Source organism: Aeromonas sp. ASNIH4, assembly GCF_002934425.1.
GTDB classification, from domain to species: Bacteria; Pseudomonadota; Gammaproteobacteria; order Enterobacterales; family Aeromonadaceae; genus Aeromonas; species Aeromonas hydrophila.
The window spans coordinates 825,034-848,758 of sequence record NZ_CP026217.1 but is presented as its reverse complement, the minus strand read 5'-3'; the positions used below and the strand labels follow the sequence as shown (position 1 = coordinate 848,758).

General features: G+C 64.6%; 18 protein-coding genes. 10 read left to right on the top strand and 8 right to left on the bottom strand.

All coding sequences use genetic code 11. The features are described 5' to 3' along the window. Position 1 precedes the first annotated feature (1 nt). Entirely contained in the window at positions 2-976 is a 975-nt protein-coding gene (locus C2U40_RS03995; RefSeq protein ID WP_103826915.1) for an L-tyrosine/L-tryptophan isonitrile synthase family protein, read from the bottom strand. 556 nt (positions 977-1,532) lie between these two features. Continuing rightward, complete coding sequence (locus C2U40_RS03990) at positions 1,533-2,369, bottom strand: patatin-like phospholipase family protein (protein WP_103826914.1); 837 nt, start codon at positions 2,367-2,369, stop codon at positions 1,533-1,535. A 140-nt stretch (positions 2,370-2,509) separates the two neighbouring features. Between C2U40_RS03990 and C2U40_RS03985 the strand changes: the two genes are divergently transcribed. After that, positions 2,510-3,871, top strand: coding sequence for an endonuclease/exonuclease/phosphatase family protein (locus C2U40_RS03985; RefSeq protein WP_016351703.1), 1,362 nt, complete (start codon positions 2,510-2,512; stop codon positions 3,869-3,871). 55 nt (positions 3,872-3,926) lie between these two features. On the opposite strand, the gene C2U40_RS03980 is transcribed toward C2U40_RS03985, so the two are convergent. Genes C2U40_RS03980 through dsrO form a run of 3 tightly spaced genes read right to left on the bottom strand, consistent with a single transcriptional unit; the run spans position 3,927 to position 8,918 of the window. Beyond that, the gene (locus C2U40_RS03980) at positions 3,927-7,034 is read right to left on the bottom strand and encodes a tetrathionate reductase subunit A (RefSeq protein WP_103826913.1); all 3,108 of its coding nucleotides are present in this window, start codon (positions 7,032-7,034) and stop codon (positions 3,927-3,929) included. Beyond that, the gene (gene nrfD, locus C2U40_RS03975) at positions 7,034-8,140 is read right to left on the bottom strand and encodes an NrfD/PsrC family molybdoenzyme membrane anchor subunit (RefSeq protein ID WP_103826912.1); all 1,107 of its coding nucleotides are present in this window, start codon (positions 8,138-8,140) and stop codon (positions 7,034-7,036) included. The genes C2U40_RS03980 and nrfD overlap by 1 nt, the downstream gene beginning before the upstream one ends. Continuing rightward, on the bottom strand, positions 8,130-8,918 hold the full coding sequence (gene dsrO / locus C2U40_RS03970) for a sulfate reduction electron transfer complex DsrMKJOP subunit DsrO (protein ID WP_103826911.1): 789 nt from the start codon (positions 8,916-8,918) through the stop codon (positions 8,130-8,132). Before dsrO ends, nrfD begins: the two co-directional genes overlap by 11 nt. Before the next feature lie 259 nt (positions 8,919-9,177). On the opposite strand from dsrO, the gene C2U40_RS03965 reads away from it, so the two are divergent. The 7 genes from C2U40_RS03965 (at position 9,178) to fumC (ending at position 18,758) form a co-directional block, all read left to right on the top strand. Next, positions 9,178-11,085 carry a sensor histidine kinase gene (locus C2U40_RS03965; protein WP_103851000.1) on the top strand — a complete coding sequence of 636 codons (1,908 nt, stop codon included), beginning with the start codon at positions 9,178-9,180 and terminating at the stop codon, positions 11,083-11,085. A gap of 1 nt (position 11,086) precedes the next feature. Further along, complete coding sequence (locus C2U40_RS03960; protein ID WP_103826909.1) at positions 11,087-11,698, top strand: response regulator transcription factor; 612 nt, start codon at positions 11,087-11,089, stop codon at positions 11,696-11,698. Between the two features lie 224 nt (positions 11,699-11,922). After that, positions 11,923-13,617, top strand: coding sequence for a sensor histidine kinase (locus C2U40_RS03955; RefSeq protein ID WP_103826908.1), 1,695 nt, complete (start codon positions 11,923-11,925; stop codon positions 13,615-13,617). Next, the gene (btsR, locus tag C2U40_RS03950) at positions 13,611-14,348 is read left to right on the top strand and encodes a two-component system response regulator BtsR (RefSeq protein WP_103826907.1); all 738 of its coding nucleotides are present in this window, start codon (positions 13,611-13,613) and stop codon (positions 14,346-14,348) included. The genes C2U40_RS03955 and btsR overlap by 7 nt, the downstream gene beginning before the upstream one ends. Positions 14,349-14,561: 213 nt before the next feature. Continuing rightward, entirely contained in the window at positions 14,562-16,370 is a 1,809-nt protein-coding gene (locus tag C2U40_RS03945; RefSeq protein WP_103826906.1) for a carbon starvation CstA family protein, read from the top strand. A 191-nt stretch (positions 16,371-16,561) separates the two neighbouring features. Then, a complete protein-coding gene (gene pepE, locus C2U40_RS03940) occupies positions 16,562-17,290 on the top strand; it encodes a dipeptidase PepE (RefSeq protein WP_103826905.1) in 729 nt (242 codons plus the stop codon). Positions 17,291-17,363: 73 nt separating this feature from the next. Then, on the top strand, positions 17,364-18,758 hold the full coding sequence (gene fumC, locus C2U40_RS03935; RefSeq protein ID WP_103826904.1) for a class II fumarate hydratase: 1,395 nt from the start codon (positions 17,364-17,366) through the stop codon (positions 18,756-18,758). Between the two features lie 69 nt (positions 18,759-18,827). On the opposite strand, the gene C2U40_RS03930 is transcribed toward fumC, so the two are convergent. Beyond that, complete coding sequence (locus C2U40_RS03930) at positions 18,828-19,202, bottom strand: DUF1090 domain-containing protein (RefSeq protein WP_011707067.1); 375 nt, start codon at positions 19,200-19,202, stop codon at positions 18,828-18,830. A gap of 178 nt (positions 19,203-19,380) precedes the next feature. On the opposite strand from C2U40_RS03930, the gene C2U40_RS03925 reads away from it, so the two are divergent. Together C2U40_RS03925 and C2U40_RS03920 are read left to right on the top strand one after the other, a co-directional pair. After that, positions 19,381-19,734: a DsrE/DsrF/TusD sulfur relay family protein gene (locus tag C2U40_RS03925; protein WP_049048204.1), complete on the top strand. Its 354-nt coding sequence runs from the start codon at positions 19,381-19,383 to the stop codon at positions 19,732-19,734. Positions 19,735-19,868: 134 nt separating this feature from the next. Continuing rightward, positions 19,869-20,951 carry a protoglobin domain-containing protein gene (locus C2U40_RS03920; RefSeq protein ID WP_103826903.1) on the top strand — a complete coding sequence of 361 codons (1,083 nt, stop codon included), beginning with the start codon at positions 19,869-19,871 and terminating at the stop codon, positions 20,949-20,951. Between the two features lie 3 nt (positions 20,952-20,954). Here the strand turns inward: C2U40_RS03920 and C2U40_RS03915 are convergent, their stop codons facing one another. Together C2U40_RS03915 and C2U40_RS03910 are read right to left on the bottom strand one after the other, a co-directional pair. Continuing rightward, a complete protein-coding gene (locus C2U40_RS03915; protein WP_103826902.1) occupies positions 20,955-22,169 on the bottom strand; it encodes an MFS transporter in 1,215 nt (404 codons plus the stop codon). A 120-nt stretch (positions 22,170-22,289) separates the two neighbouring features. After that, on the bottom strand, positions 22,290-23,618 hold the full coding sequence (locus tag C2U40_RS03910; protein WP_052816382.1) for an IS4 family transposase: 1,329 nt from the start codon (positions 23,616-23,618) through the stop codon (positions 22,290-22,292). Positions 23,619-23,725 lie beyond the last annotated feature (107 nt).

Genomic DNA, 23,725 nt, shown 5'->3' with positions numbered 1-23,725 from the left:
CTCAGGCGGCGGCCTGCTTGCCGTTGATCAGGTAGTGGCTCGGACGGCCGTGGATGTGGACCAGCTCATGCTCCATCGCCAGCACGTCGCGCCGCTTCATCAGCACGAACTGGCCATCCAGGTTGGCCGCCACCCCGTGCCAGGGGGTGAGCCAGTCATCCCGGGTCGGCAGCATGTGGATGCCCATCTTCAGGCTGTGGCTCGCCTGGGGGTGGATGGAGAGACGGATCGCCTCGGGGAAGCGCTCTGCCAGCAGGTTGCCCCAGGCGCGGCTGCGCTGGATCACCGCATGGGTGCGCGCCTTGGCATCCCGCTGCAGCGCCGTGTTGGAGAGCGGGGTGTCCGGCAGCTGGCTGTCTTCATAGAGGAAGCGGGTCATGGCGCGATAGAGGCGAATGCCCTCCTCGGTGCTTCTCACCTCTTCCGTGATCTGTGCCAGCGGCTCGGCATAGCGCTCCACCAGCTGTTCGCGCAGGGTATCGAAGTCGCGGCTGGCGCAAAACTCGGCCATGCCCGCCACCATCCCTAAGTGGAAGACCCCGAGGTGAGTCGCCCCCAGCTCCAGGATCAGCTGCTCGATGTGGGCCTGATAGGCGTCGATGGCCGGGTCCGCCACCCGGATGAGATCACCGAACACGTGGCCATCCGAGCAGATGAGGATCCGCATGCCGGGCGCGTAGTGCAGCTGGATGCGCTGGCAGAGGTGATTGAGAAAACTGAGGGAGAGCCGCTCCGCCATGTCCGGCAGGGTGCCCAGCACCTTGTTCGGATTGGGCGACTTGGTGGGAAAGGCGGGCAGCACGCAGGTGATGGTCTCGCCCCGCTCGATGAAGGCCTGCAGACGGGGGATCTGGATGGCGGCCACCTCGGCTTCCTCCTGCAGCCGATCCAGAATGGGATCGGGGAAGCGGCGGCGATAAGGCAACAGCTCGGCAAATATATTTTGGGCAATATGACGGGAAGATAAACCACTCATTATTCCGGCTCCTTTGGCAGGATTAAAATCAATAAAGATGACTCTTTATCAATGCGTCCAGTCTCTGTCGTTATTATTTTTGTATCCGTTTGCTACCCAAACGAATCGAGAGGGGACAGTAGCCGAGATGAAGTCAGGCTATCAATTCGCCATTGATGTAAACAGATTCAACCCGCAGCGAATAATCCATTTCGCATAAGTTAAGTTGAATTATATATATGAATAAAAACAGATTTTATTTAAATTGATGCGTATCAAATATCACCAATCAGAAAAGTTCCCCAACCACTTTATTATTCAGTCACAATTTGACTCGTGGATTATTTAGCACAACTTAATAGTGATATTTTTTCATGGCGGCAATCCTGACCATTTCGCTGTAAATATCGCAAACAATTATCCAGCTACATATTAAGCAAACGAACAGAGTGCAGCCGCCGCCGCGCAAGAGGGGGAATGAGCGGGCGAAATGACGCGTCGCAGATTTGCTGCGCCATCGCCATGCGCTTTCATGGTGGCAGCCCCGACCGGGGCCGCAATGGTGTGCAAAGAGCGCCTAAGCGCTCCCTAGATAGTCGAGGGCCGCCTGCCAGCCCATCTGGTAACCCTGCTCCAGCCGCCCCCGGTCGGTGGTCATGCGGCCGACCCGAAAACCCGCCGGCGGCACTATGACCCGGATGCGGCAATCGGCCGGCGGCTGGCGGATGAAGTCGATGGCATCGTTGTAGCTTTGATGACGCGACAGGCTGGCGCGAGCCAGGGCCGGCGTCTCGCGCAGCAGGTAGCGATGCAGGGCGGGCAGGCGCGGCGCCCGCTTGCGATAACCCAGCGGGCGGGAGAGCACCACTGTGATGTCGCGCGCCCCCTGCTCGTAGGCGTGGCGCACCGGAATGGAGTCGGCCACCCCGCCATCCGTCATGGCCTCCCCGTCGATGCGCACGAAGTCCCGGTAGACCAGCGGCACCGAGCAGGAGGCCTTAATCTGCTGCTCCAGCTCGGCGGCGTTGGCCTTGAGGTAGGCGGCCTGGCCGTCCGCTACCCGGGTGGTCACCACGGTCAGCGGCACCGGGTTGGCGGCAAAGCGCGCCAGATCGAGCCGGCACTCGCGGATGGTGATCGTCCACAGCCAGTCGAGATCGAGCCAGTGGCCGCCGCGCAAGAACTTGGCCAGGTTGATGAACTCGGGACGGCAGGAGTAATCGGTGATGACGTTGTGGTTGCGCCCCTGCTGACCGGCCAGAAAGGCCGCCAGATTGACCGCCCCGGCCGATACGCCGATGCAGTGATCAAACGCCATGCGGCCCTTGGCCAGAAACGCATCCAGCACCCCGGCGGCGAAAATGCCGCGCATGGCGCCCCCCTCGACCACCAGGGCCGTCTGTCGCCGACTCATCTCGCCTCCCCGTTTTGCTCTGTGAATGGTCTCACACTTTGGCCCATTCAGAGCCCGGCTGTCGGCCGGGATCCCTATAATGGGCACGCCTTCGCTCCCCATGAGCAAGGTATAACTTATTGATGCTACGGAATATTACAATGAAAAATATCAGCAAATCCCTACTGGCCGCTGCCATTTCCCTCGGATTGATGGCAGGCTGTAACAGCCAAAATGACTCCGAGACCCCGACCCCCATGGTTCGCTTCGCTACCTTCAACCTCTCCTTCGATCGCACCGCCGCCGGCATGCTCGCCGGTGAACTGGCCCTCAGTCGCACCGAGCAGGATGCCCTGCTGGCGCGCCTCGCCGACGGCACCTTGAGCGGCGCCGAGAAGACCAAGGCCCTCGACGTGCAGCAGATCCGCAACATCGCCGAAATCATCCAGCGCACCCGGCCGGATGTGTTCCTGCTCAACGAATTCGACAATGACGGCAAGGGCAGCGACACCACGGACCTCAAAGCCTTCAACGACAACTACCTGGCCCACGCCCAGCACGACGAGGTGAAGGCCATCAGCTACCCGGTGCTGCAGAACTTCGCCACCAACACCGGTCTGATGAGCGGCCATGACCTCAACCTGGACGGCAAGGTCAACAACGGGCCGGACGACGCCTGGGGCTTTGGCAACTACCACGGCCAGTACGCCTTCGCCGTGATGTCCCAGTACCCCATCGATACCAAGCAGATCCGTACCTTCCAGAAATTCAAGTGGAAGGACATGCCGGGCGAAGTGAACCCCGTCATCGACGACTGCAACAATGCCAAGGCGCCGATCCCGGCCGGCCGCCAGTGCGGCGATGCCTGGTATGACGACGCAGCCTGGCAAGCCTTCCCGCTCTCGTCCAAGAACCACGCCGACGTGCCGGTGCGCATCAAGCGCGGCAACAAGGAGGAGGTGATCCACTTCCTCATCTCCCACCCGACTCCCCCCATCTTCGGCAACGCGGCGCGCCACAACGTCAAGCACAACCGGGCCGAAGTCGCCTTCTGGCAGGACTATGTGGAGACCGCCAGCTACATGGTGGATGACGCCGGCAAGGCCGGTGGCCTGCCCGCGGGTGCCAAGTTCGTCATCGCTGGCGATCTCAACGCCGATCCCCAGATTGGCGATGGGGATCTCACCGCCATTCAGGATCTGCACAACCATGCGCTGGTCAATCAGGCCGTCACCAACGGCGCCCTGATCCCGGTCAGCCAGGGCGGCCCCGAGTGCCTCGCCAGCCAGCCGGATCAGTGCAAGCGCAACAACAACCGCCCCACCCCGGAGCGCATCACCAGCAGCAGCGGCCTGCAGCTCGACCACGTGCTGCCCTCCGCCAACCTGAACGCGGTCGCCTCCGGCGTGTTCTGGCCGGCCAGCTTCGAGCCTGGCTACCACCTGGTGTATGACGCCAAGCTGGGCATCGCCAAGGGTGTCAGCTCGGATCACCGCCTGGTGTGGGTCGACTTCAAACTGTGACAGTGACACAGAGCAGACAAGCAACGGGGCCCGCAGGCCCCGTTTTCATTGGTCGTCATACCAGCTTCTCCACCCGGGCCGGCAGCCCCTGACGGGCCGACGAGCCGATGGCCCAGTCCACCAGGGGGTAGCGGCCATGGCGGCTGGGATCCAGCACCGCCAGATCGTTGAGGTTGACCCCGACCCCGCGCAGCGGATTGGCAACCACTTTCTGGCCGTCTATCCAGTGCTCCCGCGCCCCCAGCTCCTTGTGGCCGAAGCCGTGTTCGATGGCGATGGCATCGGCCTGTACCCCGGCCACGCACTCGGCCACCCCGATCACGCTGCCATCCGGGGTGCTGACCCGCACTCTGTCCCCGCTCTCGATCCCCAGCTGCGCCGCCGTCTGCGCATTGAGCCGCACCCGGTTGCTGGGGTTCACCTGGCGCAGGCGATCCGAGCCGATGCTCATGGAGCTCATAGTGTGGGACTTGTAGCTGGTGAGCAGCAGCGGCCACTGGGCCGGCTTGAACGCCTCATTGAGCGGCGTGCCGTCCGCCAGCTGGGGGCGGAAGAAGCGCGGGGTACCACTCAGGAACTGGCCGCTCTGGCTGTGGCGGCGGCTGCCCACCTCGGGGTTCCACACCATCAGCGGCTTGGTCCAGCGCTTGCTCGGTTGACCCGCGTCATCGCGCCCCTTGGCCGCCGGCTCGAAGCGCCCGCCGCGGGCGAAGAGATAGGCGGCGCGGCCCGCCTCCTCCGCACTCAGGGTGGCATTCAGCACCGGCAGGATCCGTTCCACCCCGGACCAGGCGAGATCCTCAAGCCCGATAGGAGGCACCGGCTCGCCGAGATAGGCGACGTTGGCCGCCCCGTAGAGGGAGAAGTCCGCCGCCTTATGCAAAGCATGCAACTTGCCGTCTGCCCCTTTGAGCGCCCCCTCGCCAAAGCCCGGCAGCCCCAGCCGTTTGGCCACCGCGATAAAAAAGGACTCCATGCAGACCGGATCTCCCTCGGCGGTCTTGGCGACTCTTGGCTCCACGATGGGCCAGCGGCCGGTGGAGACCTTGGTCATCACCCCGTGCCAGGCGGTGGCCCAACCCCAGGACTCGTATGTGAGGGTATCCGGCACTAGGTAGTCCGACAGCGCCGACGACTCGTTGATGAAGCTGTCGATGCTGATAAAGAGCGGCAGCACCTTGGGGTCTTTCAGTTGCTCCCCTATGGCCTTGGCGAGCCCCGCCTGACCGTAGAGGGGGTTGCCCATGTGGTTGATCCAGGCCTTGAGCCGGTAGGGATAGCCGTTCACCGCCGCGGTCAGGTGCTCGCCGAGCAGGGGCCCCGAGATGGGGAACCAGGGCTCCTGGGCCGGATAGGGGTTCAGCCCCGCCTCGCGCTTGCGCCTATATTCGGAAGTTTTCTCGTAGGGGAACTTGGAGCGCGACAGGAAGACGCCGGCGGGCTTGACCATGCCGGGGAAGCTCGCCAGATCGTAGCGCGGCCCCGCCCCGAAGGGGTCGAACTTGCCACCGCTCGCCACGGCGCCACCCCTTGCGTTCAAGTTCCCTACCATGACGTTGAGCATCATGATGGCCCAGGCCGAGTAGAAGCCATTGGCGCTCATGGTGCCGCCGTGGGAGACCACCGCAGCCCGGGTGCCGTGGCTGGTGAATTCCCGCGCCAGCGCCTCGATGTCCGCCACCGGCACGGCGCACTCGGCGCTGTATTGCGCGAGGGAGTGCTCCCGGCACGATTCGGCCAGCAGCTGGAAGCTGCTCTTCACCATCAGCTCCCCCTTGGGGCCCTGAATGGGACGAGCCACCCAGAGGTTGGCCCGCTCACACTGGCCGGCGGGTCTCGGTTCGCCGCTGCTCGCCTCCTCTACCAGCATGGCGTCCCCCTCCCCATAGGCTTCACCCTCAAAGGGCAAGCCAAGATCGCTGGCCCGCAGCATCTGACCGAAGCGCGGGTGGGACTCGTCGCAGAGCACCAGGTGGCTGGCGTTGCAAAAACCGCGATAGCCGGCTCGCTCGGCGGCAGCGGCATTGGGTGCCGTCAGGAAAGGCTCGGCGTAACGTTGGTTATCGATGATCCAGCGCAGCATGGCCATGGCCAGCGCCGAGTCGGTGGCAGGGCGGATGGGCAGCCAGCGGTTAGCTGGGGCGGAGGGCATGTTCACCGTGTTGGGCAAGCTGGGGGCCACCACCACGTAGGAGAACGGCTTGCCCGGTCGCGCCCGGTTTGCCGCCAGCTGACGGGACTGGCGCTTGAAGGGATTGCCCGATTGCTGGGGCGAGGTGCCCATGAACAGCAGGAAGTCGCTCTCGTCCCAGTCCGGCTTGAGGTGGGCGTTCTTCTCCAGATCGTCCAGCAGGGCGCCGGCCCCGACCCGGAACGACAGGCCGCAGTATGCGCCGTGGTTGGCGAAGTTGCGGGTGCCGAAGCTGCTGAAGGTGAAACGCTTGATGAAGTGATCCCGCCCCTCGTCCGAGGCGTTGCTCACCAGCAGCTGGTTGGCCCTGGGGCCGTACTCCGGGTTGGCCGGATCGAGCGGCTCGGCGAGGTTGCGAATGGCCCGCAGCCCCTCAACCTGGCCCTCGCCAAACAGATCGCCCCCCTCCACCACCTCGGCCACCAGCTGCTCGAAGGGGATGCTCTGCCAGCGGCCGCTGCCACGGGGCCCCACCCGCTTGAGACAACGGGTGACTCGCTGCGGGCTGTCGAGTTGCTCCAGCATGGCGTTGCCCCGCGCGCAGGCGGTGGAGCGTCCGTCCAGCCCCCCTTCCTGGTAGCCGCTGGTAGCGAGCAGCGCCTGCTTGACCGGGGTCTTGAAGTCGATGTGATGGCGGGCGGAGAGGGGATGATAGGGATTGCCCAGGATCCGCACTATCTGGTCGCGTTCGTTGTCGATGCGGGCCCGCACTCCGCACAGGGTCCAGCAGCCGAGGCACATGGTGTTGGCAACCCGCTGGGCCGGGTTGGGGTGCAACGCCCCCCGCTCGTCAACCCGGTACTCCACGGCCAGCGAGTTGCCATGGATGGGATCCCGGGTCGGCTGGCCCGAGCTGCCGGTGGCGAGGCCAGTCGCCACCTGCTTGAGGGTGTCGCTGTAACCGGCGACGAACAGCCCGGTGCCACCGGCGATGGCGGCGCCCTTGAGAAACTTGCGTTTGCTGTGATCCATCAGAGTGCCTCGCGTGCAAAAGGAGTGGGTGCCTTGATGGCGGGGGAAACAGAGGGGCGCACCAGCTCCGAGAGGGCCACCAGCAGGGCCAGCAGCAGACCGAAGGTGCCGAGAATGCCGAGCACACCGGCCGGGCCCCAGGCAATTTCATAGAGATAGACGCCGGCCCCGTACTTGGGCGCGAGCTGCCCCTGGATCAGCAGCAGCCAGCGTAGGCCCCACACCAGGTGCAGCCCCAGCAGCGCCAACCCCCAGAGTGACAGGCGGGCAGAGACCCTGGACCGCAGCAGCATCAGCAGGCTGGCCAGCCCCAGGGTCAGCAACAGCCAGTGGGCCGCCAGCCGCCAGCTCGGGTCGAGCCGATAGAGGGCTGCGGCCTCTGCCGCCGAGGCGCCGCCAAACAGGGCCCAGCCCAGCAGGGAGAGCGCCAGCAGGCTCAAGGTCCAGCCGCTCTGGCGCAGCAGGGTCGACTCGGTCTGGGCACGCCAGCCCGCCAGCAAGCGGTTGAGCAGCAGCAGGGCACTCTGGGCCCCCAGCACGGCGCTCAGGGTCAGCAACCAGGGCAACCAGGGGGTATGCCAGAGCGGGCGCGCCGCCACCGCCATGGTCTCGAGCCCGGTGTAGAGGGCGATGCTGAGCCCGCTCAGGGCCGCCAGCAGGGAGAGGGGCCGCAGCCAGACGTGCCCCGACCAGCTTCCCAGACAGAGCAGCCGGGCAAGGCGGGCTATCTTGTCCCCTTCTGCGCCGCGCCGGGCCAGGGCTGGTCTTAGCAGCAGCCAGCCGAGCAGCATGGAGAGCAGGCTGAACAGCGGCAGCAGATAGGCGCCATACCACATGACGGAGCCAACGCGCGTCTGGGCGTAGAAGTGCCAGGCCCGGGCCGGCTGGTGCAGATCCGCGGTCAGGGCGATGGGGGCCACCAGGCCGGCCGCCACCATCAGCACCGCCGCCAGGGTCTGCAGCCGCGGGTCCGGCGCCTTGCGCCACAGCTCAGACGCGCCGAGCCAGAGGGCCCCGTAGGCGAGGCCGATGAGAAAGAAATATTGCACCGCCCAGGGCAGCCAGGTGATGGGCTGAGCCGGGGCCAGCAGTTCGTTAATGACCATGGGCTATCTCCTTGCCATCGTCGGTGAGCAGGGTGCGCAGGGCCGGGTTGCCGTCGACCTTGCTGACGAAGGCCTCGTCCATGCCGAGATAAAAGACCCGCGGCTGGGTATTGGCCTCGGGCTTGAGCACCTTGAGCGCCGGCTCGTGTTCGCGCAGCAAGCGGCTGATCCGGCTCTTGGGATCGTTCAAATCGCCTATGATGCGCGCCTCGCCGACACAGCTCTCCACACAGGCGGGCAAGAGCCCCGCCTCCAGCCGATGGGCGCAGAAGGTGCACTTGTCGGCGGTGTTGGTCTCGTGGTTGATGAAGCGGGCATCGTAGGGGCAGGCCTGCACGCAGTAACCGCAGCCGACGCACCAGTCGTTGTTGACCACGACGATGCCGTCATCGCGCTGGAAAGTGGCGCCGGTGGGGCAGACATCGAGGCAGGCGGGCTCGGCGCAGTGGTTGCACAGCCTAGGCAACATCAAGAGAGAGGCGGGAGCCGCGAGGGCGGCCACGTCGCTCACCTCGTACTGACTCACCGTGGTGCGAAACTGGCCGAGAGGGGGCTGATTTTCGATGGTGCAGGCGACTGTGCAGGCCTGGCAGCCGACGCAGCGGCGCAGGTCGATCAGCATGCCGTAACGCTTGCGCCCGTCCCCCCGGCTGATGGCCGTCCGCCCGTTGCGGGGAGCGGGAACGGACTGCGCCTGAACCTGGGTGACGGGGATCAGGGCCGCCCCTGCGGTGAGGGCGGCGATCCCGGATAACAATCGGCGCTTGCTGGGCTCCATGGCGTCTTTCCTTCTGCTGAGCTGGCTTGAAAGGGGTTGGGCCGATTGTCCTCAACGCAGGAAGTCGCCTCTATTGTGGTTTTCCACATACCGGGAGCCGGGTTGATCCAGCGCAATAAAAAATGTCCCAGCCCTGCTGAACTGTGACCGGGGCGGCGTTTGCCGCTCCTCCCGACCCCGTTCGCGTGCAAGCGCACGTCCCGGTGATAGACTGCCCCCTTTGCACCGAGAGGAGAGCCCCCTGCACGCCCCAGTCCCCTTGCCCCTGCTCAGCCTGCTGCTCTGGCTCGCCCTGTCAGCCCTGCCGCTGCGGGTGCAGGCCACCCCGACCCCCTCTTCGCCAGCGCCGGCCCGACAGGAATCCTCCCCATCCCAGGCCGAGCTGGTGCAGACCTTGCCCGAACCGATACGCATCGGCGTGCTGGCCACCCGCGGCCCCGCTCTGGCCAGAGCCCAGTGGCAACCGCTGCTGCACTGGCTGGCACAGCGCGTGCCCGGCCATCGCTTCGTGCTGCATCCGCTGGGGCTTGATGAACTGGCCGAGGCCGTCGCCCGCGAGCACCTCGATTTCGTCATCACCAACCCGGGCCAGTCGGTGAGTCTGGCACGCCAGTATGCGCTGGCTTGGCTCGCCACCCTCAAGAGCCCGGCCGGGGGAGACAACCTCGCCATCGGTGCGGCGCTGGTGGTGCCCGCCCAGGCCCCCTACCGACACTGGCGTGACCTCGAGGGGCAAGCGGTCGCCGCCGTTTCGGAGAACGCCTTCGGCGGCTACCTCGCCTATCGCTTCGAGGCGGACGAACAGGGGGTCAGGCTGGAGCACTTCTTCTCTACCGTGCAGTTCACCGGCTTTCCGCTGGACCGGCTCATCGAGCGGCTGGCGGCAGGGGAGGTGGCCGCCGCCATCGTGCCGGTGTGCCAGCTGGAGCGCATGGAGCGGGAGGGCAAGGTCACCAGGGGGGCGTTTCGGGTGCTGGACGATCAGGCGCCGGCCGGCTTTGGTTGCCAGAGCTCGACCCGGCTCTACCCCAACTGGTCCTTCGCCAAGACAGAGCGGGCCTCCCCCGCGCTGGCGCTGGCGGTGACCCGTGCGCTGTTCGATCTGCCCGCTGATAGCAAGGCGGCCATCGCCGCCGATTCGGCAGGCTGGACCGTGCCCACCAGCGAGCTCGCCATCGACCGCCTGCTCAAGGCGCTGGATCGCCACCCGCTGCAGGGCCCCTGGTGGCAAGCGGCCTGGCACTGGCTGCGCCAGCATCAACAGTGGGGCTGGGGCGCCCTGGCGCTGGTACTGCTGCTGGGGGGCCACCACCTGCTGCTGCAATACCTGTTCAACCGCAGCCAGCGCCGGCTGCTCAAAGCCCGCCACCAGCTCGAGCAGAAGGAACGCCAGCTGGCACAGGCCAGACGGCTCGCCGAACTGGGCGAGCTGGGCGCCAACGTGGCCCACGAGATCAATCAGCCCCTCAGCGCCATCGCCAACTACAGCCAGGGGGCCTTGTTGCGACTGGATAGATTGGCACAGGATCCGGCCCAGGCTGCCGCCCAGGCCTCCCTGCGTCAGGCCCTGGAACAGATAGGGCTGCAGGTCCAGCGCATCACCCAGACCGTCAACCGGCTCAGGGCCAGGCTGCAAAAGCGCCCTCCCCGCTTCGCGCCTTGCGACCTGCCCACCCTGGTGGCGGAGTTGCGCCCCCTGCTGGAGCAGATGCTGGCGCCGCTCGACGTCGCCTTCACCCTGCACTGGCGGGGTCAGCCGCGCCGGCTGCCTCTGGACGGCACCGGGATGGAGCAGCTGCTGGTCAACCTCATCAAGAATGGCGCCGAGAGTGCGGCGCAGAGGGCGCGCCTTCCTACGCCAGCAGCGGCACAGGAGCCTGCCCGGGTCGAGCTGCTGATCGCCTTCGAGGCGCAGAGCCTGCGGCTGGAGATCCGCGACAACGGCGCCGGCCTGAGGGTCCCCGCCACCGAACTGCAGCAGGCGTTTTACAGCGACAAGCCCGATGGCATGGGGCTGGGGCTGGCCATCTGCCGGGAGGTGGTCGAGAGCCATCGCGGCCAGTTCAGCCTGGAGAACCTGAGCCCCCACGGCTGCCTGGCCCGGGTCATTGTGCCCGTGCCGCCACCCGAAACCCTCCCTTCATCCACCGACATGCCGAGGAACTGAGATGCCGCCCCCTGCCCGCCCCCCGCTCTATCTGGTCGACGACGACGAGGCCGTGCTCGACTCCCTGCGCTTCATGCTGGAGAGCTGCGACGAGCGGCCGCTGTTCAGCTTTGCCGATGGCGAGCGCTTTCTGGCCGAGGTCGACCTGCACCAGCCCGCCAGCCTCATCCTCGACTGCCGCATGCCGGGGCTGTCGGGCCCCGAGGTGCAACAGCGGCTGAAGGCGGCCCAGAGCCCCATCGCCATCCTGTTTCTCACCGGCCACGGCGAGGTGCCGCTGGCGGTGGAGTCCCTCAAGCAGGGGGCGGTGGATTTCTTGCAAAAGCCGGTGCAGCTGGCCCCCCTGCTCGCCGCCATCGCACGGGCCGAGCAGGCGACCCTGAGCGCGGCCACCCGTTTCGCCCAGCTGGCCGCCTATCAGCGGCTCACCCCGCGCGAGCACCAGCTGCTGCAACTCATCGCCCGGGGCCACAAGAATCAGCAGATAGCGCAGGATCTCTGCATCTCGGTGCGCACCGTCGAGGTGTGCCGCGCCAGCCTGATGAAACGCCTCGAGGTCGATTCTCTGGCCGAGCTGATGCTGCTCTATGCAAACGTCCATTCAGCCCCCTGAGCCGGGCCACTAATCCAGGCCCCTGATCCAGGCCAAGGAGAGTGACCCACTTGCCGGGCCTATGCCCATTCCCATCTGCCTGTACAGGGGATGCCTTTGGCTCAGGGTGCCGGCAAATCTGTGCGCAGGCGCGCTATTCCGGCGCCCGCGGCTTGCAGCGCAAATCGGGGTTTGCTAATACTCCGCGTCCATTGGATGAGCATCCCCTTTCGAGATAGTGTGCCGTGGCTTTCGAACAATTCGCGCTCGTGATATCTCTCTTCCAGCAGCTCTGCGTCTATCTGGTGATCGCCTGGCTGCTCTCCAAGACGCCGCTGTTCATGCCGCTGACTCAGGTGACCCTGAGCTGGCCCCACAAGATCCTCTGCTACCTCATCTTCTCCGGCTTCTGCGTGATGGGCACCTACTTTGGCCTCAGAGTCGAGGACTCCATCGCCAACACCCGCGCCATCGGCGCCGTGCTGGGGGGCATCGTCGGCGGCCCTGTGGTGGGGCTGCTGGTGGGGCTGACCGGCGGCATCCATCGCTATTCGCTGGGGGGCTTCACCGCGCTCGCCTGCACCTTCTCCACCATCGCCGAGGGGCTGCTCGGCGGCCTGGTGCACCGCCACTTCGTCGCCCGCCACCGGCTCGACCTGCTGTTCAGCCCCTGGGTGGTGGGATCTGTGGCCCTCATCGCCGAGCTGATGCAGATGGGGATCATCTTGCTGGTGGCCCGCCCGTATGATGACGCCGTCCACCTCATCGAGAACATCATCGCCCCCATGCTGGTGGCCAATACGCTGGGGGCCGCCATGTTCATGCGGATGATCCTCGATCACCGCGCCATGCTGGAGAAGTATTCGGTCGCCTTCTCCGCCCGCGCCCTCAAGATCGCCGAGCGGGCGATGCGGGTGCTGGACAAGGGCTTCACCCAGGAAGCCTGCCAGCAGATGGTGCGCATCCTCTACGAGGAGACCGGAGTGGGCGCCGTGGCCATCACCGATCGGGAGAAGCTGCTCGCCTTCATCGGCATCGGCGAGGATCACCACCTGCCGGGCACCACCATCAACTCGGCCCACACCTTCAAGGCGATCCAGCACAACGAGGTGGTCTATGCCGACGGCAACCTCATCCCCTACAGCTGCAACCTGCATCCCCAGTGCCGGCTCGGCTCCTCGCTGGTCATTCCGCTGCGGGGGGAAGAGGGCTCGGTGGTGGGCACCATCAAGCTCTACGAGCCCAAGCGCAAGTTCTTCTCCTCCATCAACCGCACCCTGGGGGAAGGGATTGCCCGGCTGCTCTCCGGCCAGATCCTGGCCAGCAAGTACAACGAGCAGAAGCGGCTGCTAGCCCAGTCGGAGATCAAGCTGTTGCAGGCGCAGATCAACCCGCACTTCCTGTTCAATGCCCTCAACACCCTGGCGGCGGTGATCCGGCGCGACCCCGAGGATGCCCGCACCCTGGTGCACCACCTCTCCACCTTCTTTCGCAAGAACCTCAAGCGGCAAGGGGACGAGGTGACCCTGGCCGACGAGCTGGAGCACGTGAACGCCTATCTGCACATCGAGCAGGCCCGCTTCGCCGAACACCTGAGCGTGCAGATCCAGATTCCCGAGCCGCTGCTGGAGTACCGGCTGCCCACCTTCTCCCTGCAGCCCATCGTCGAGAACGCCATCAAGCACGGCATCTCCCAGATGTTCGAGCCCGGCCGACTGACCCTGACAGCGCGACAGGAGGACGAGCAGCTGGTGCTGGAGGTCTGTGACAACGCCGGCCTCTATCAGGCCAAACGGGAGGAGAGCGGCCTTGGCATGAACATAGTGGACCGGCGCATCAAGGCCCGTTACGGCGCCGAGTACGGGGTCACCATTCACTGCGAGCCCCATCAATCCACCCGGGTGAGGATCACCCTTCCCCTGCAGGAGAGCCCATGCTGACCGCTCTGATCGTCGACGATGAACCCCTCGCCCGCGAGGAGCTGCGCCTGCTGCTGGAGCAGGCGGGCAACATCCGCCTGCTGGGGGAGTGTGCCCACGCCATGGAGTCGCTGCCCGCCATCCATCGCCTCAAGCCCGACCTGCTGTTTCTCGACATCCAGATGCCGCGCATCAGCGGGCTGGAACTGGTGAGCATGCTGGATCCGGACTTGCGCCCTCACATCGTCTTCATCACCGCCTACGACGAGTTTGCCCTGCGCGCGTTTGAGGAGAACGCCCTCGACTACCTGCTCAAGCCGGTCACCAGCGAACGGATGAACCGGGCGCTGGAGCGCATCCAGCGGCTGCTCTCGCCAAAAGGTGAGCTGGCGGGCCAACCGCTGCCGGATCCGACTCGCATCGCCCAGCCCCTGCGCAGCATTCCCTGCAGCGGCCACAACCGCATCCTGCTGCTGCCCCTTGGCGAGGTGGAGTTCGTCCACAGCGACTTGGCCGGCAACAAGGTGGTGAGCGCCCAGCAGCAGGGCACCACAGAGCTGACCCTGCGCACCCTGGAGGAGAAGACAGGCTTCGTGCGCTGTCACCGCCAGTACCTGCTCAATCCCGGCCAGATCCGCGAGATCCTGCTGCTCGACGGTGGCTTGGCGGAGGTGGTGACCCAGGGCGGTCACAGGGTGCCGGTGAGTCGCCGCTACCTCAAGCCCCTCAAGGAGCTGCTGGAGATCCCCTGAGGGAGCGGGCCACTCACCCCGCTCCCCAGCCCGTAACCACTCACCCGCTTCCCGCGCCCGCCGGCTCATCCCTCAAACCGCTCGGGGCCGCTTTTCTGCCGCTCGCGAGCTACCCTCTGCCACTGACCTTTTCTGCGCTCCCCTTTCCCTGCCGCATCAGTAGAGTGCAGCCTGAGCCCGGCCAGATTGGCCGCAGGAAAAGGAAACTCCGTCATGCAACACGCAATCACCTTCGTCATTGCGGCCCTCTGCATCCTCGCCATCGCCTATCGCCTCTACGGCGTGTTCTTTGTGCGCAAGGTGCTGATGGCCGACGACAAGCTGGTCACCCCCTCCCACCAGCTGGAGGATGGCAAAAACTATGTGCCGACCAACAAGTGGGTCAACTTCGGCCAGCACTTCGCCGCCATCGCCGCCGCCGGTCCGCTGGTGGGCCCGGTCCTGGCGGCCCAGTACGGCTACCTGCCGAGCTTTCTCTGGCTGCTGATCGGCTGCGTCATCGGCGGTGCGGTGCACGACACCGTGGTGCTGTTCGCCTCCATGAAACATCAGGGCAAGTCCCTCTCCGAGGTGGCCAAGGCCGAGCTCGGCCCCATCGCCGGCTGGTGCACGGGTCTGGCGATGCTGTTCATCATCACCATCACAATGGCGGGTCTCTCCATGGTGGTGGTACACGCGCTGGAGCGTAACGCCTGGGGCGTGTTCGCGGTGTTCATGACCATCCCCATCTCCATGGTGGTGGGGATCTGGCACAAGCTGACCGGCAACCTGCAAGCCGCCTCCTGGGTGGGCTTCATCGCCGTGCTGGCCTGCGTCTTCTTCGGCCCCTACGTGCAAGAGAGCGCCTTCGGTGCCTGGCTGACCCTGCGCGCCGAGACCATCAGCCTGGCGCTGCCGGTCTACGCCTTCTTCGCCACCGCACTGCCGGTCTGGCTGTTGCTCACCCCGCGCGGCTACATCTCCAGCTTCATGAAAATCGGTGTGTTCGGCGCTTTGGTCATCGGCGTCATCTGCATCAACCCGGAGATCCAGTTCCCCGCCATGACCCAGTTCGTCCACGGCGGCGGCCCTGTACTGGGCGGCCCGGTCTGGCCCTTCATCTCCATCACCATCGCCTGTGGCGCCATCTCCGGCTTCCACGCCTTCATCGGCTCAGGCACCACCCCGAAACTGGTAGACAAGTGGAGCGATATACTGCCGGTCGCCTTCGGTGCCATGCTGGCCGAGTGCGTAGTGGGCGTGATGGCGCTGATCGCCGCCACTGCCCTGCACCCGGCCGACTACTTCGCCATCAACGCCACCCCGGAAGCCTTCGCCAAGCTGGGGATGCAGGTGGTGGATCTGCCCTTCCTCTCCCAGGAGATCGGCATGGATCTGAACGGCCGCACCGGTGGCGCCGTCACCCTGGCGGTGGGCATGTCCTACATCTTCACCAAGGTGCCCTGGTTCAGCAATCTCGCCTCCTACTTCTTCCAGTTCGTGGTGATGTTCGAAGCTGTGTTCATCCTGACTGCCGTCGACTCCGGTACCCGGGTCTCCCGCTACCTGATCCAGGACTTCTTCGGCGAATTCTACCCGCCCCTCAAGCGCATCGACTGGATGCCCGGCGCCATCGGGGCCAGCGTGCTCGCCTGCGTGATGTGGGGTTATCTGCTGATGTCCGGCGATATCGGCTCTGTATGGGCGCTGTTCGGGGTCTCGAACCAGCTGATGGCCTCGGTAGGCCTCATCATAGGTGCCACCATCATATTGCGACTGGCCAGCAAGCGCCGCTACATGCTGACCTGCCTGATCCCGCTGGCCTACCTGTTCGTCACCGTCAACTACGCCGGTTACTGGATGGTGAGCCACGTCTACTTCAACCCGGAATCCAAGGGCTACAACCTGCTCAACGGCGGCATCTCGCTGCTGATGCTGGGGCTCGGCGCCGTCATCCTGGTGTCGGCCATCCGCAAGTGGATTGAGCTGTGGAAACTGCGCCAGCAACCCGAGTTCCGGATTGCCCCGGCCAGCGCCAGCTGACCCATCCGCTGCAACAACAAACCCCGGCATGCCGGGGTTTGTTGCATCTGCGGTCAAAAAACGGCCTCATCAGGATACATGGCGCCATCGATCACAGAACCCGAGCAGCGATCGGGCTAGAATGGGGGCTTCCGTCACCCGGCCTGGGGCCGGTGACCTCTTCGCGCTTTCACTTATCGAGGACACGCTTCATGGAACTGCTTCTTCTCAGCAACGGCAAAGCCACCGAATGTCCGGGCCTGCTCGGCTGGGCCCGGGATCGGGTGCAGACCCTGCTCGCCCGCAAACAGGTCAAGCACATCCTGCTCATTCCCTACGCGGTGATCCGCAGCGACTGGGATGCCCGCGCCCTGGAGCTCAGCGAGAGCCTGGGGGTGGAGGCCATCAGCATCCATCAGTTCGATGACCCGGTAGACGCGATCAACCATGCCGGCGCCATCTTCATCAGCGGCGGCAACACCTGGCGCCTCAACCAGCTGCTGCACGAAAACGGCCTGGTGGTGCCCATCCAGCGCGCAGTGCGCGAGCGGGGCGTGCCCTATGTGGGCTGGAGCGCTGGTTGCAACGTGGCGACCCCCAGCATCCGCACCACCAACGACATGCCGGTCTGCAGCGCCGCCGTGCTGCCTGCGCTGGGGCTGTTCCCGCTGCAGATCAACCCGCACTATCTGGATGCCAGCATCAGCGGCCACATGGGGGAGACCCGCGACGAGCGCCTGGCCGAGTTCTGCGCCATCAACCCGAGCGAACACGTGGTGGCTCTGCGCGAGGCAAGCCTGCTCCAGATAAGTGGCGAGCACATCGAATACTGGAGCGCCCGCGGCGAAGGCTTCAAGATCTTCAAGCACGCCGAGACCACTCAGGAGTTCAGCACGGCCGCACCGCTGGCCGAGCTGACGCAGTTTCGCCCGCGCGGCTGAATGGTGCTGACCGGTTGAAAACCCACAGGGGCGCAGGATGTCGCCCCTTTTTTCGCAATGAAGGGAGGATGAGATGAAGAGCAGGACTGAACACGACAGCTTCGGCGCGATCGCCGTGCCGGCCGATCGGCTGTGGGGAGCCCAGACCCAGCGCTCCCTGCAACACTTCGACATCTCCGGCGAACACCAGCCGATGGCGCTGATCCACGCCCTGGCCCGCATCAAGTCGGCCTGTGCCCGAGTCAACCACGCCAACGGACTGCTGCCGGCCCGTACGGCGCAGGCCATCATGAGCGCCGCCGACGAGATCCTGTGCGGCCAGCATGATGAGGAGTTCCCGCTCAGAGTGTGGCAGACCGGCTCCGGCACCCAGACCAACATGAACCTCAACGAGGTGCTGGCCAACCGGGCCAGCGAGCTGCTTGGCGGCCTGCGCGGCGAGGGGCGGCTGGTGCACCCCAACGACGAGGTGAACAAGAGCCAGTCGAGCAATGACGTCTTCCCGAGCGCCATGAATCTGGCAGCCGTCACGGCCATCACCGGGCACCTGCTGCCCGCCCTGACGACCCTGAGCACCACCCTGGCCGGCAAGGCGGCAGCCTTCGACGACATCGTCAAGATAGGCCGCACCCATCTGCAGGATGCCACCCCGCTCACCCTGGGGCAGGAGTTCTCCGGCTGGGTCGCCCAGCTCCAGCAGGGGGAGCGCCATATCCGGGCCGCCCTGCCCCATCTGTACGAGCTGGCCCTCGGCGGCACTGCCGTCGGCACCGGCCTCAACACCCCGCCCGGCTTCGCCGACGCGGTGGCCGCCACCCTGGCCGAGCAGACCGGCCTGCCGCTGGTAAGCGCCCCCAACAAGTTCGAGGCGCTGGCGGCGAGCGATGCCCTGGTCCATGGCCACGGCGCCCTCAAGACGCTGGCCGCCGCCCTCATGAAGATCGCCAATGACGTGCGCTGGCTGGCGAGCGGCCCCCGCAGCGGGCTGGGAGAGTTGCTCATCCCGGAAAACGAGCCAGGCTCCTCCATCATGCCCGGCAAGGTCAACCCGACCCAGTGCGAGGCGCTCACCATGCTGTGCGCCCAGGTGATGGGCAACGACGTCGCCATCAACATCGGCGGTGCCAGCGGCAACTTCGAGCTCAACGTGTTCAGGCCGATGATCGCCCACAACTTTTTGCAGAGCGTGCGGCTGCTGGCGGACGGCATGCAGAGCTTCCACGACCACTGCGCCGTCGGCATCACCCCGAACCAGCCCCGCATCGACGAGCTGCTGGCCCGCTCCCTGATGCTGGTGACGGCGCTCAACCCCCATATCGGCTATGACAAGGCAGCAGAGATCGCCAAGCGGGCCCACCATGAGGGGCTCAGCCTGCGGGAGGCGGCCATCGCCTCCGGCCACCTGACGGCGCAACAGTTCGATGCCTGGGTGGTGCCGGCCGACATGGTGGGTCGGCGTGGCGGCTGAGCCAGCCCGGCGGGAAACACGAGATAAAAAAGAAGCCGGACTGCGCCGGCTTCTTTTTTCATCAATGAGTCAGGGTTTGATCAGCTTGCTCAGGGCATCCAGCTCGCGCTGGGCGGCCAGCAGCTTGGTCTGGGCCTCTTCCAGCTTGGCCTGCTTCTTGGCTATCTTGTCGGGCTTGCCCGTCACCCTGGCGTTCTGCAGCTCGACCAACCGTTCGTTGACCTGCTCCTTGAGTTCGGCCACCCGCTGCTGCTGCTCCTTGAACAGGCCGGCGTCGGTGCAGTGAGTCTCGATATTGCGCAGGGCCCGCTCCAGCCCGGCGACCTGATCCGCATTGTCGTGCGCCTTGGCAAACACCAGCTGCTCCTTGACGGCCTGCTGGCGCGCCTTGCAGCCAACGGCCTCACTGCCATAGGCCTGGCCGGCCAACAGCAGCATGCTCATTCCGATAACCTTCCACATAACGACCTCGTTCCCCTGTCATGTTTGATGGCCGCCTATCAGACCGTACTCGGCCGGCCGGGTCAAGGCGCGGGCAAACCGCTACGACAGAGTTTGTGCGACATCACGCCAACCGGGTGCCGATGGGCCTACAATGGCTACTTTCATGAAGGAGTCTGTTATGAATCAAGAGATTGTCATCATCGCCAACGGCGCCCCCTATGGCAGCGAATCCCTGTTCAATGCCCTGCGCCTGGCCATCGCCCTGCGCGAGCAGGGCGGTGCCAACCTGAAACTGTTTTTGATGTCAGATGCGGTCAGCGCCGCACTGGCGGGCCAGGCCCCGGCCGAGGGCTACAACCTGCGCCAGATGCTGGAGATCCTGCTGGCTCAGGGGATCAGCATCCGCCTTTGCAAGACCTGTACCGATGCCCGTGGCATCACGGCGCTGCCGCTCATCGAGGGGATCGAGGTCGGCACCCTGCCGCTGCTGGCCCAGTGGACACTGGCGGCCGACAAGGTGTTGACCTTCTAGCAGTGCGAGAACCGGGCGCAGGCATTGATCTGCAACAATCCTGCGCCATTTGAAAACCTGTTCACAGCTGTTAATGTCTACACTGTCAGTTAGATAACAACGTGCGCGCTTTCATTTTCGTTCAGGGAACTGCCATGAATCCAACCGAACAGACTCTGCTGGAACAAATGCGGATCACCGAGTTCGAAATCGCTCATCGCAAGGAGCTGTTGCTGCTGGATGAACGGGATTTCGCCCTGCTCGCCAGCTACCGTCCCAAAATCGAGCCCCACATCGACGCCCTGGTCGACAAGTTTTACACCCTGCAGACCGGGATCACCGAAATTGCCCTGCTGATCGGTGACGCCGACACCCTCACCCGGCTGCGGGCCGCCCAGCGTCGCTACATTCTCGACCTGTTCAGCGGCCTGTACGACCTGGAATACGTCAACAACCGGCTGCGGATCGGGCTGGTGCACAAGCGGATCGGGGTGGAACCCAAGCTCTATCTGGCCGCCATCAACACCCTCAAGGGGCTGCTCATCGAGGATATCTTCACCCAGATAGACCATGAGCCGGACCGCATCACTATGCTGACCGCCCTCGACAAGCTGTTCCTGTTCGACATCACCCTGGTGTTCGAGACCTATATTCGCAGCCTGGTGTCGGAGATCGAGTCCTCCAAAGAGAAATCGGAGATCTACGCCAAGTCGCTGGAGGAGAAGGTGCGCGAGCGCACCCAGCAGCTGGAGGAGATGAGCCGGACCGATGCCCTCACCGGCCTGCTCAGCGTGCGCCACCTGCAGGAGAACCTGACCCGCACCCTGCGTACCTGCCAGCGCCGCTCAGAGCCGGTGGTCATCGCCTATCTCGACATAGACGACTTCAAGCAGATCAACGACAGCCAGGGCCATCAGCGCGGGGACGAGATCCTGCGCATCGTCGGCGACTGCATTCGCAAGGTCTCACGAGCGGAGGATTGCTGTTTCCGTTACGGCGGGGACGAGTTCTGCCTGATCCTGCCCAACTGCAACGAGGAGCAGGCCAGAGACGTCTACCTGCAGCGGCTGACCAACGCGCTGGCCGAGCAGATCAGTGATGTCACCCTCAGCATCGGTCTGGTACAGACCGGGCCGGTCCAGTTCGACGAGGGCAGCAGCCTGATCCGGCTGGCCGACGAGCGCATGTATGCCGCCAAGAAGGCCATGAAGCAGGTCAACCAGAACAGTACCCACTGAGGTTCAATCCTGCCTGACCCGAATCCGTTCCGGGCGCGCAATGCGGGCGCCCCACTCATAGAGCAGGAAGGTAAACAGGCAGAGCACCGCCATCAGCACATAGAGCGCCTGACCGCCCCACACGGCAAGGATCCAGCCCCCCAGTAGAGCGCCGATGGCGCCACCCAGCCCGGCCAGCGCACCGGCACCGAAGTAGCTCCCCTTCAGGTGCGGGGGCGACATCTGATCGATCAGCACGTTGAGCAGCGGAAACAGTATGGTCTCCCCCACGCTCAGCATCAGTACCGCCCCAACCCAGTGCGACCACTGCTGCGGATCCCCCAGCGCAAACAGCACCTGAGCCCCCAGAAACAGGGTGATGCCGACCTGCAGGCGCACCTTGCCGGGCCAGCGGGCGAGCAGATGTAGCAGCGGGAATTGCAGCAAGACCACGGTCAGGGCGTTGGTGGCCACCAGAAGGGCGATGAGGCTCGCTACCTCTGGCGTCCCGGCCCTAGTCAGATACTGCACCAGCGGTGAGTGGAACTGGGAATAGACCAGGTTCATCAGCAGGTTAGCCAGTACCAGCAGCAAGAAGCCCCGGTCCAGCCACAGCACCTTGATGGCCGCACGCAAGCCCAACTCGCTGCCGTGGGTCGCCACTACCCTGCTTTGCGCAAATCCCCAGAGGAAGGCAGCCCCCAGCAGCAGGTAGCTGCCACTGAGCAGCAGGAAGGTCTGCTGCTGGGCACTGATGCCGAGGGTCACCCCCAGCAGGGGACCGAGAGCCGCCCCCAGGTTGAGCAGGAAGTAACGCAGGTGCAGCGCCAGCTCGCGGGCCTTGGCCGAGGCCAGGCTGTCAGCCATCAGCGCCTTGCCGGGCGCATCGATGAGCCCGGAGGAGAGGCCGCTGCCGAGTACCCCGAGTCCGAGCCACAGCACCGAATGGGAGAAGCCGAGCAGGCCGTAGCAGAGCAGCGCCACCAGGCAGCCGGCCAGCAGGATGTTGCGCCGCCCCAGCTTGTCGGACAGCCAGCCGCCATAGAAGCTGACCAGGGTGGAGATGGCCGCAGTCGCCCCCAGCATGGCGCCGATGGCGGTCGCCGAGAGGCCATACTCCCGATAGAGCAAGATGGAGAGAAACGGCCAAACCATGTAATAGCTGGTGCGCACCATGAAGGTGCCCAGGATCACGGTCCAGACCAGGGGAGGAAACTGCCTGAGGAGGGCCCACGACATCACACTGCTCCTTGTTACCCGTCGCGCGGGAAGCCTTTCGTTATAACAAGAGGTCTCAAAAGAGACAACATCAAGCCGCAAATATAAAAAAAGCCGACCCTGAGGTCTAATGCCAGTCAGTTAAGCCTGACTGGCATTGTTTTTACTAGGTTTTCTCGTCGCATACTTCTGTGGTTTGGCTTTGATGCACCTTGGGTAACTTCGTTCTCGGCGGGCGGGTAACTTGAACTGCTCTGCCTGTTTGTCCAACTCAGCGACACGCCCTGGAACCATGCCCGGTGACACAAACGGCAGGCAACTGAGTTCATGCAGCAGATACACCGATGCCATGTGAAAGCTCAACTGGCTGGCCGTATAGCCCTTTAAGCTCGCCGCCATCCTAACCATCTGATATCTCAGTAGGTTATAGGCCAATACCAAGCCCCATAGCTCCTGCCTTACTCCATCGGGTTTCTTGCTGCGCAGCGTCAGCCGGTGCTGTTGCAGGCTATGTTTCATCTCCCGATAGCCCAGCTCGATTTCCCAGCGATTCTGGTATAGCTCCATCAACTCGCTGGCCGGGAAGCGCAGCGGGTCGGTGAGCGAGGTCAGCACCTGCCGCTCCTTGCCGTTTACCGTCCGGGTCAGCAGCCGGGCTTCGAACTGCTCCGGCAACTCGCTCCACTTCTTCTTGGCCTGCGGACTGGCTCTGAGGCGTACCAGCACATCCTGCCGCCCCAGCTTGCGGATGACCTCGTATTGAGCCCCCTTTTTCAGCGGAATAAGCCAGTGACGCGCTACGCCCTGGCGTTGCCAGGCATGGAGTAACCCCAGTGAGTAGAAGCCCTTATCGAACAGGGTCAGGCTATTATCGGGTGTTTTTTCAATCAGTTGCTCTGCCAACACCATCTCGTTTACCGCACAGGAGTCCATCACTGTCTGGGTCAGCAGATGACTGGTCAGCTCCATCTGACACAACATGCGGACCTGGGGATATTGCGTCTCCCCCTGGACGGTTTTCGACTTGGCAAAGGCGCCGGCATTGTCCGGAGTATCGGGCGTGCGCCAGACCACCCCGTCCACGGCCAGCAGCTGCAAGCCGGCCCAGGTGGGGTGCTGACACTGCTGATGCCAGAGTGTGGCGGTCTGCTGGAACACCTGTCGAACGGCTTGGTCAGCCAGTTTTTGGCGCGCCTGGATGAAGGCGCTGGGGACGACAAACGGCCGGTCGCCGGGTAACAGGATATCGAGCTGGTTGGCCAGCTGGGCCATAGGGACATGACGAAACAAGGACATCCCGATAATGGCCCATAGCACCCGCTCCATGGGCATGCGCCGTCGGCGCAAGGAGACGGAGCCCGTCTCGGCCAAGCAAGCCTGCACCAGTTCAGGTGACAGCAGGTCAGACAGGGACTCAAACTTTCCGGGAGGACAGGCGTGAATGAAGTCGAGAGCTTGGTCGATACGCATAAAAAAATCCGAAACCCAACAAGGAGTTTCGGATTCTTACACAGCCTGAGGATCGGTCAATGGATCCTTAACTGATCGGCATTAGACCCTGAGGTCGGCTTTTTCAC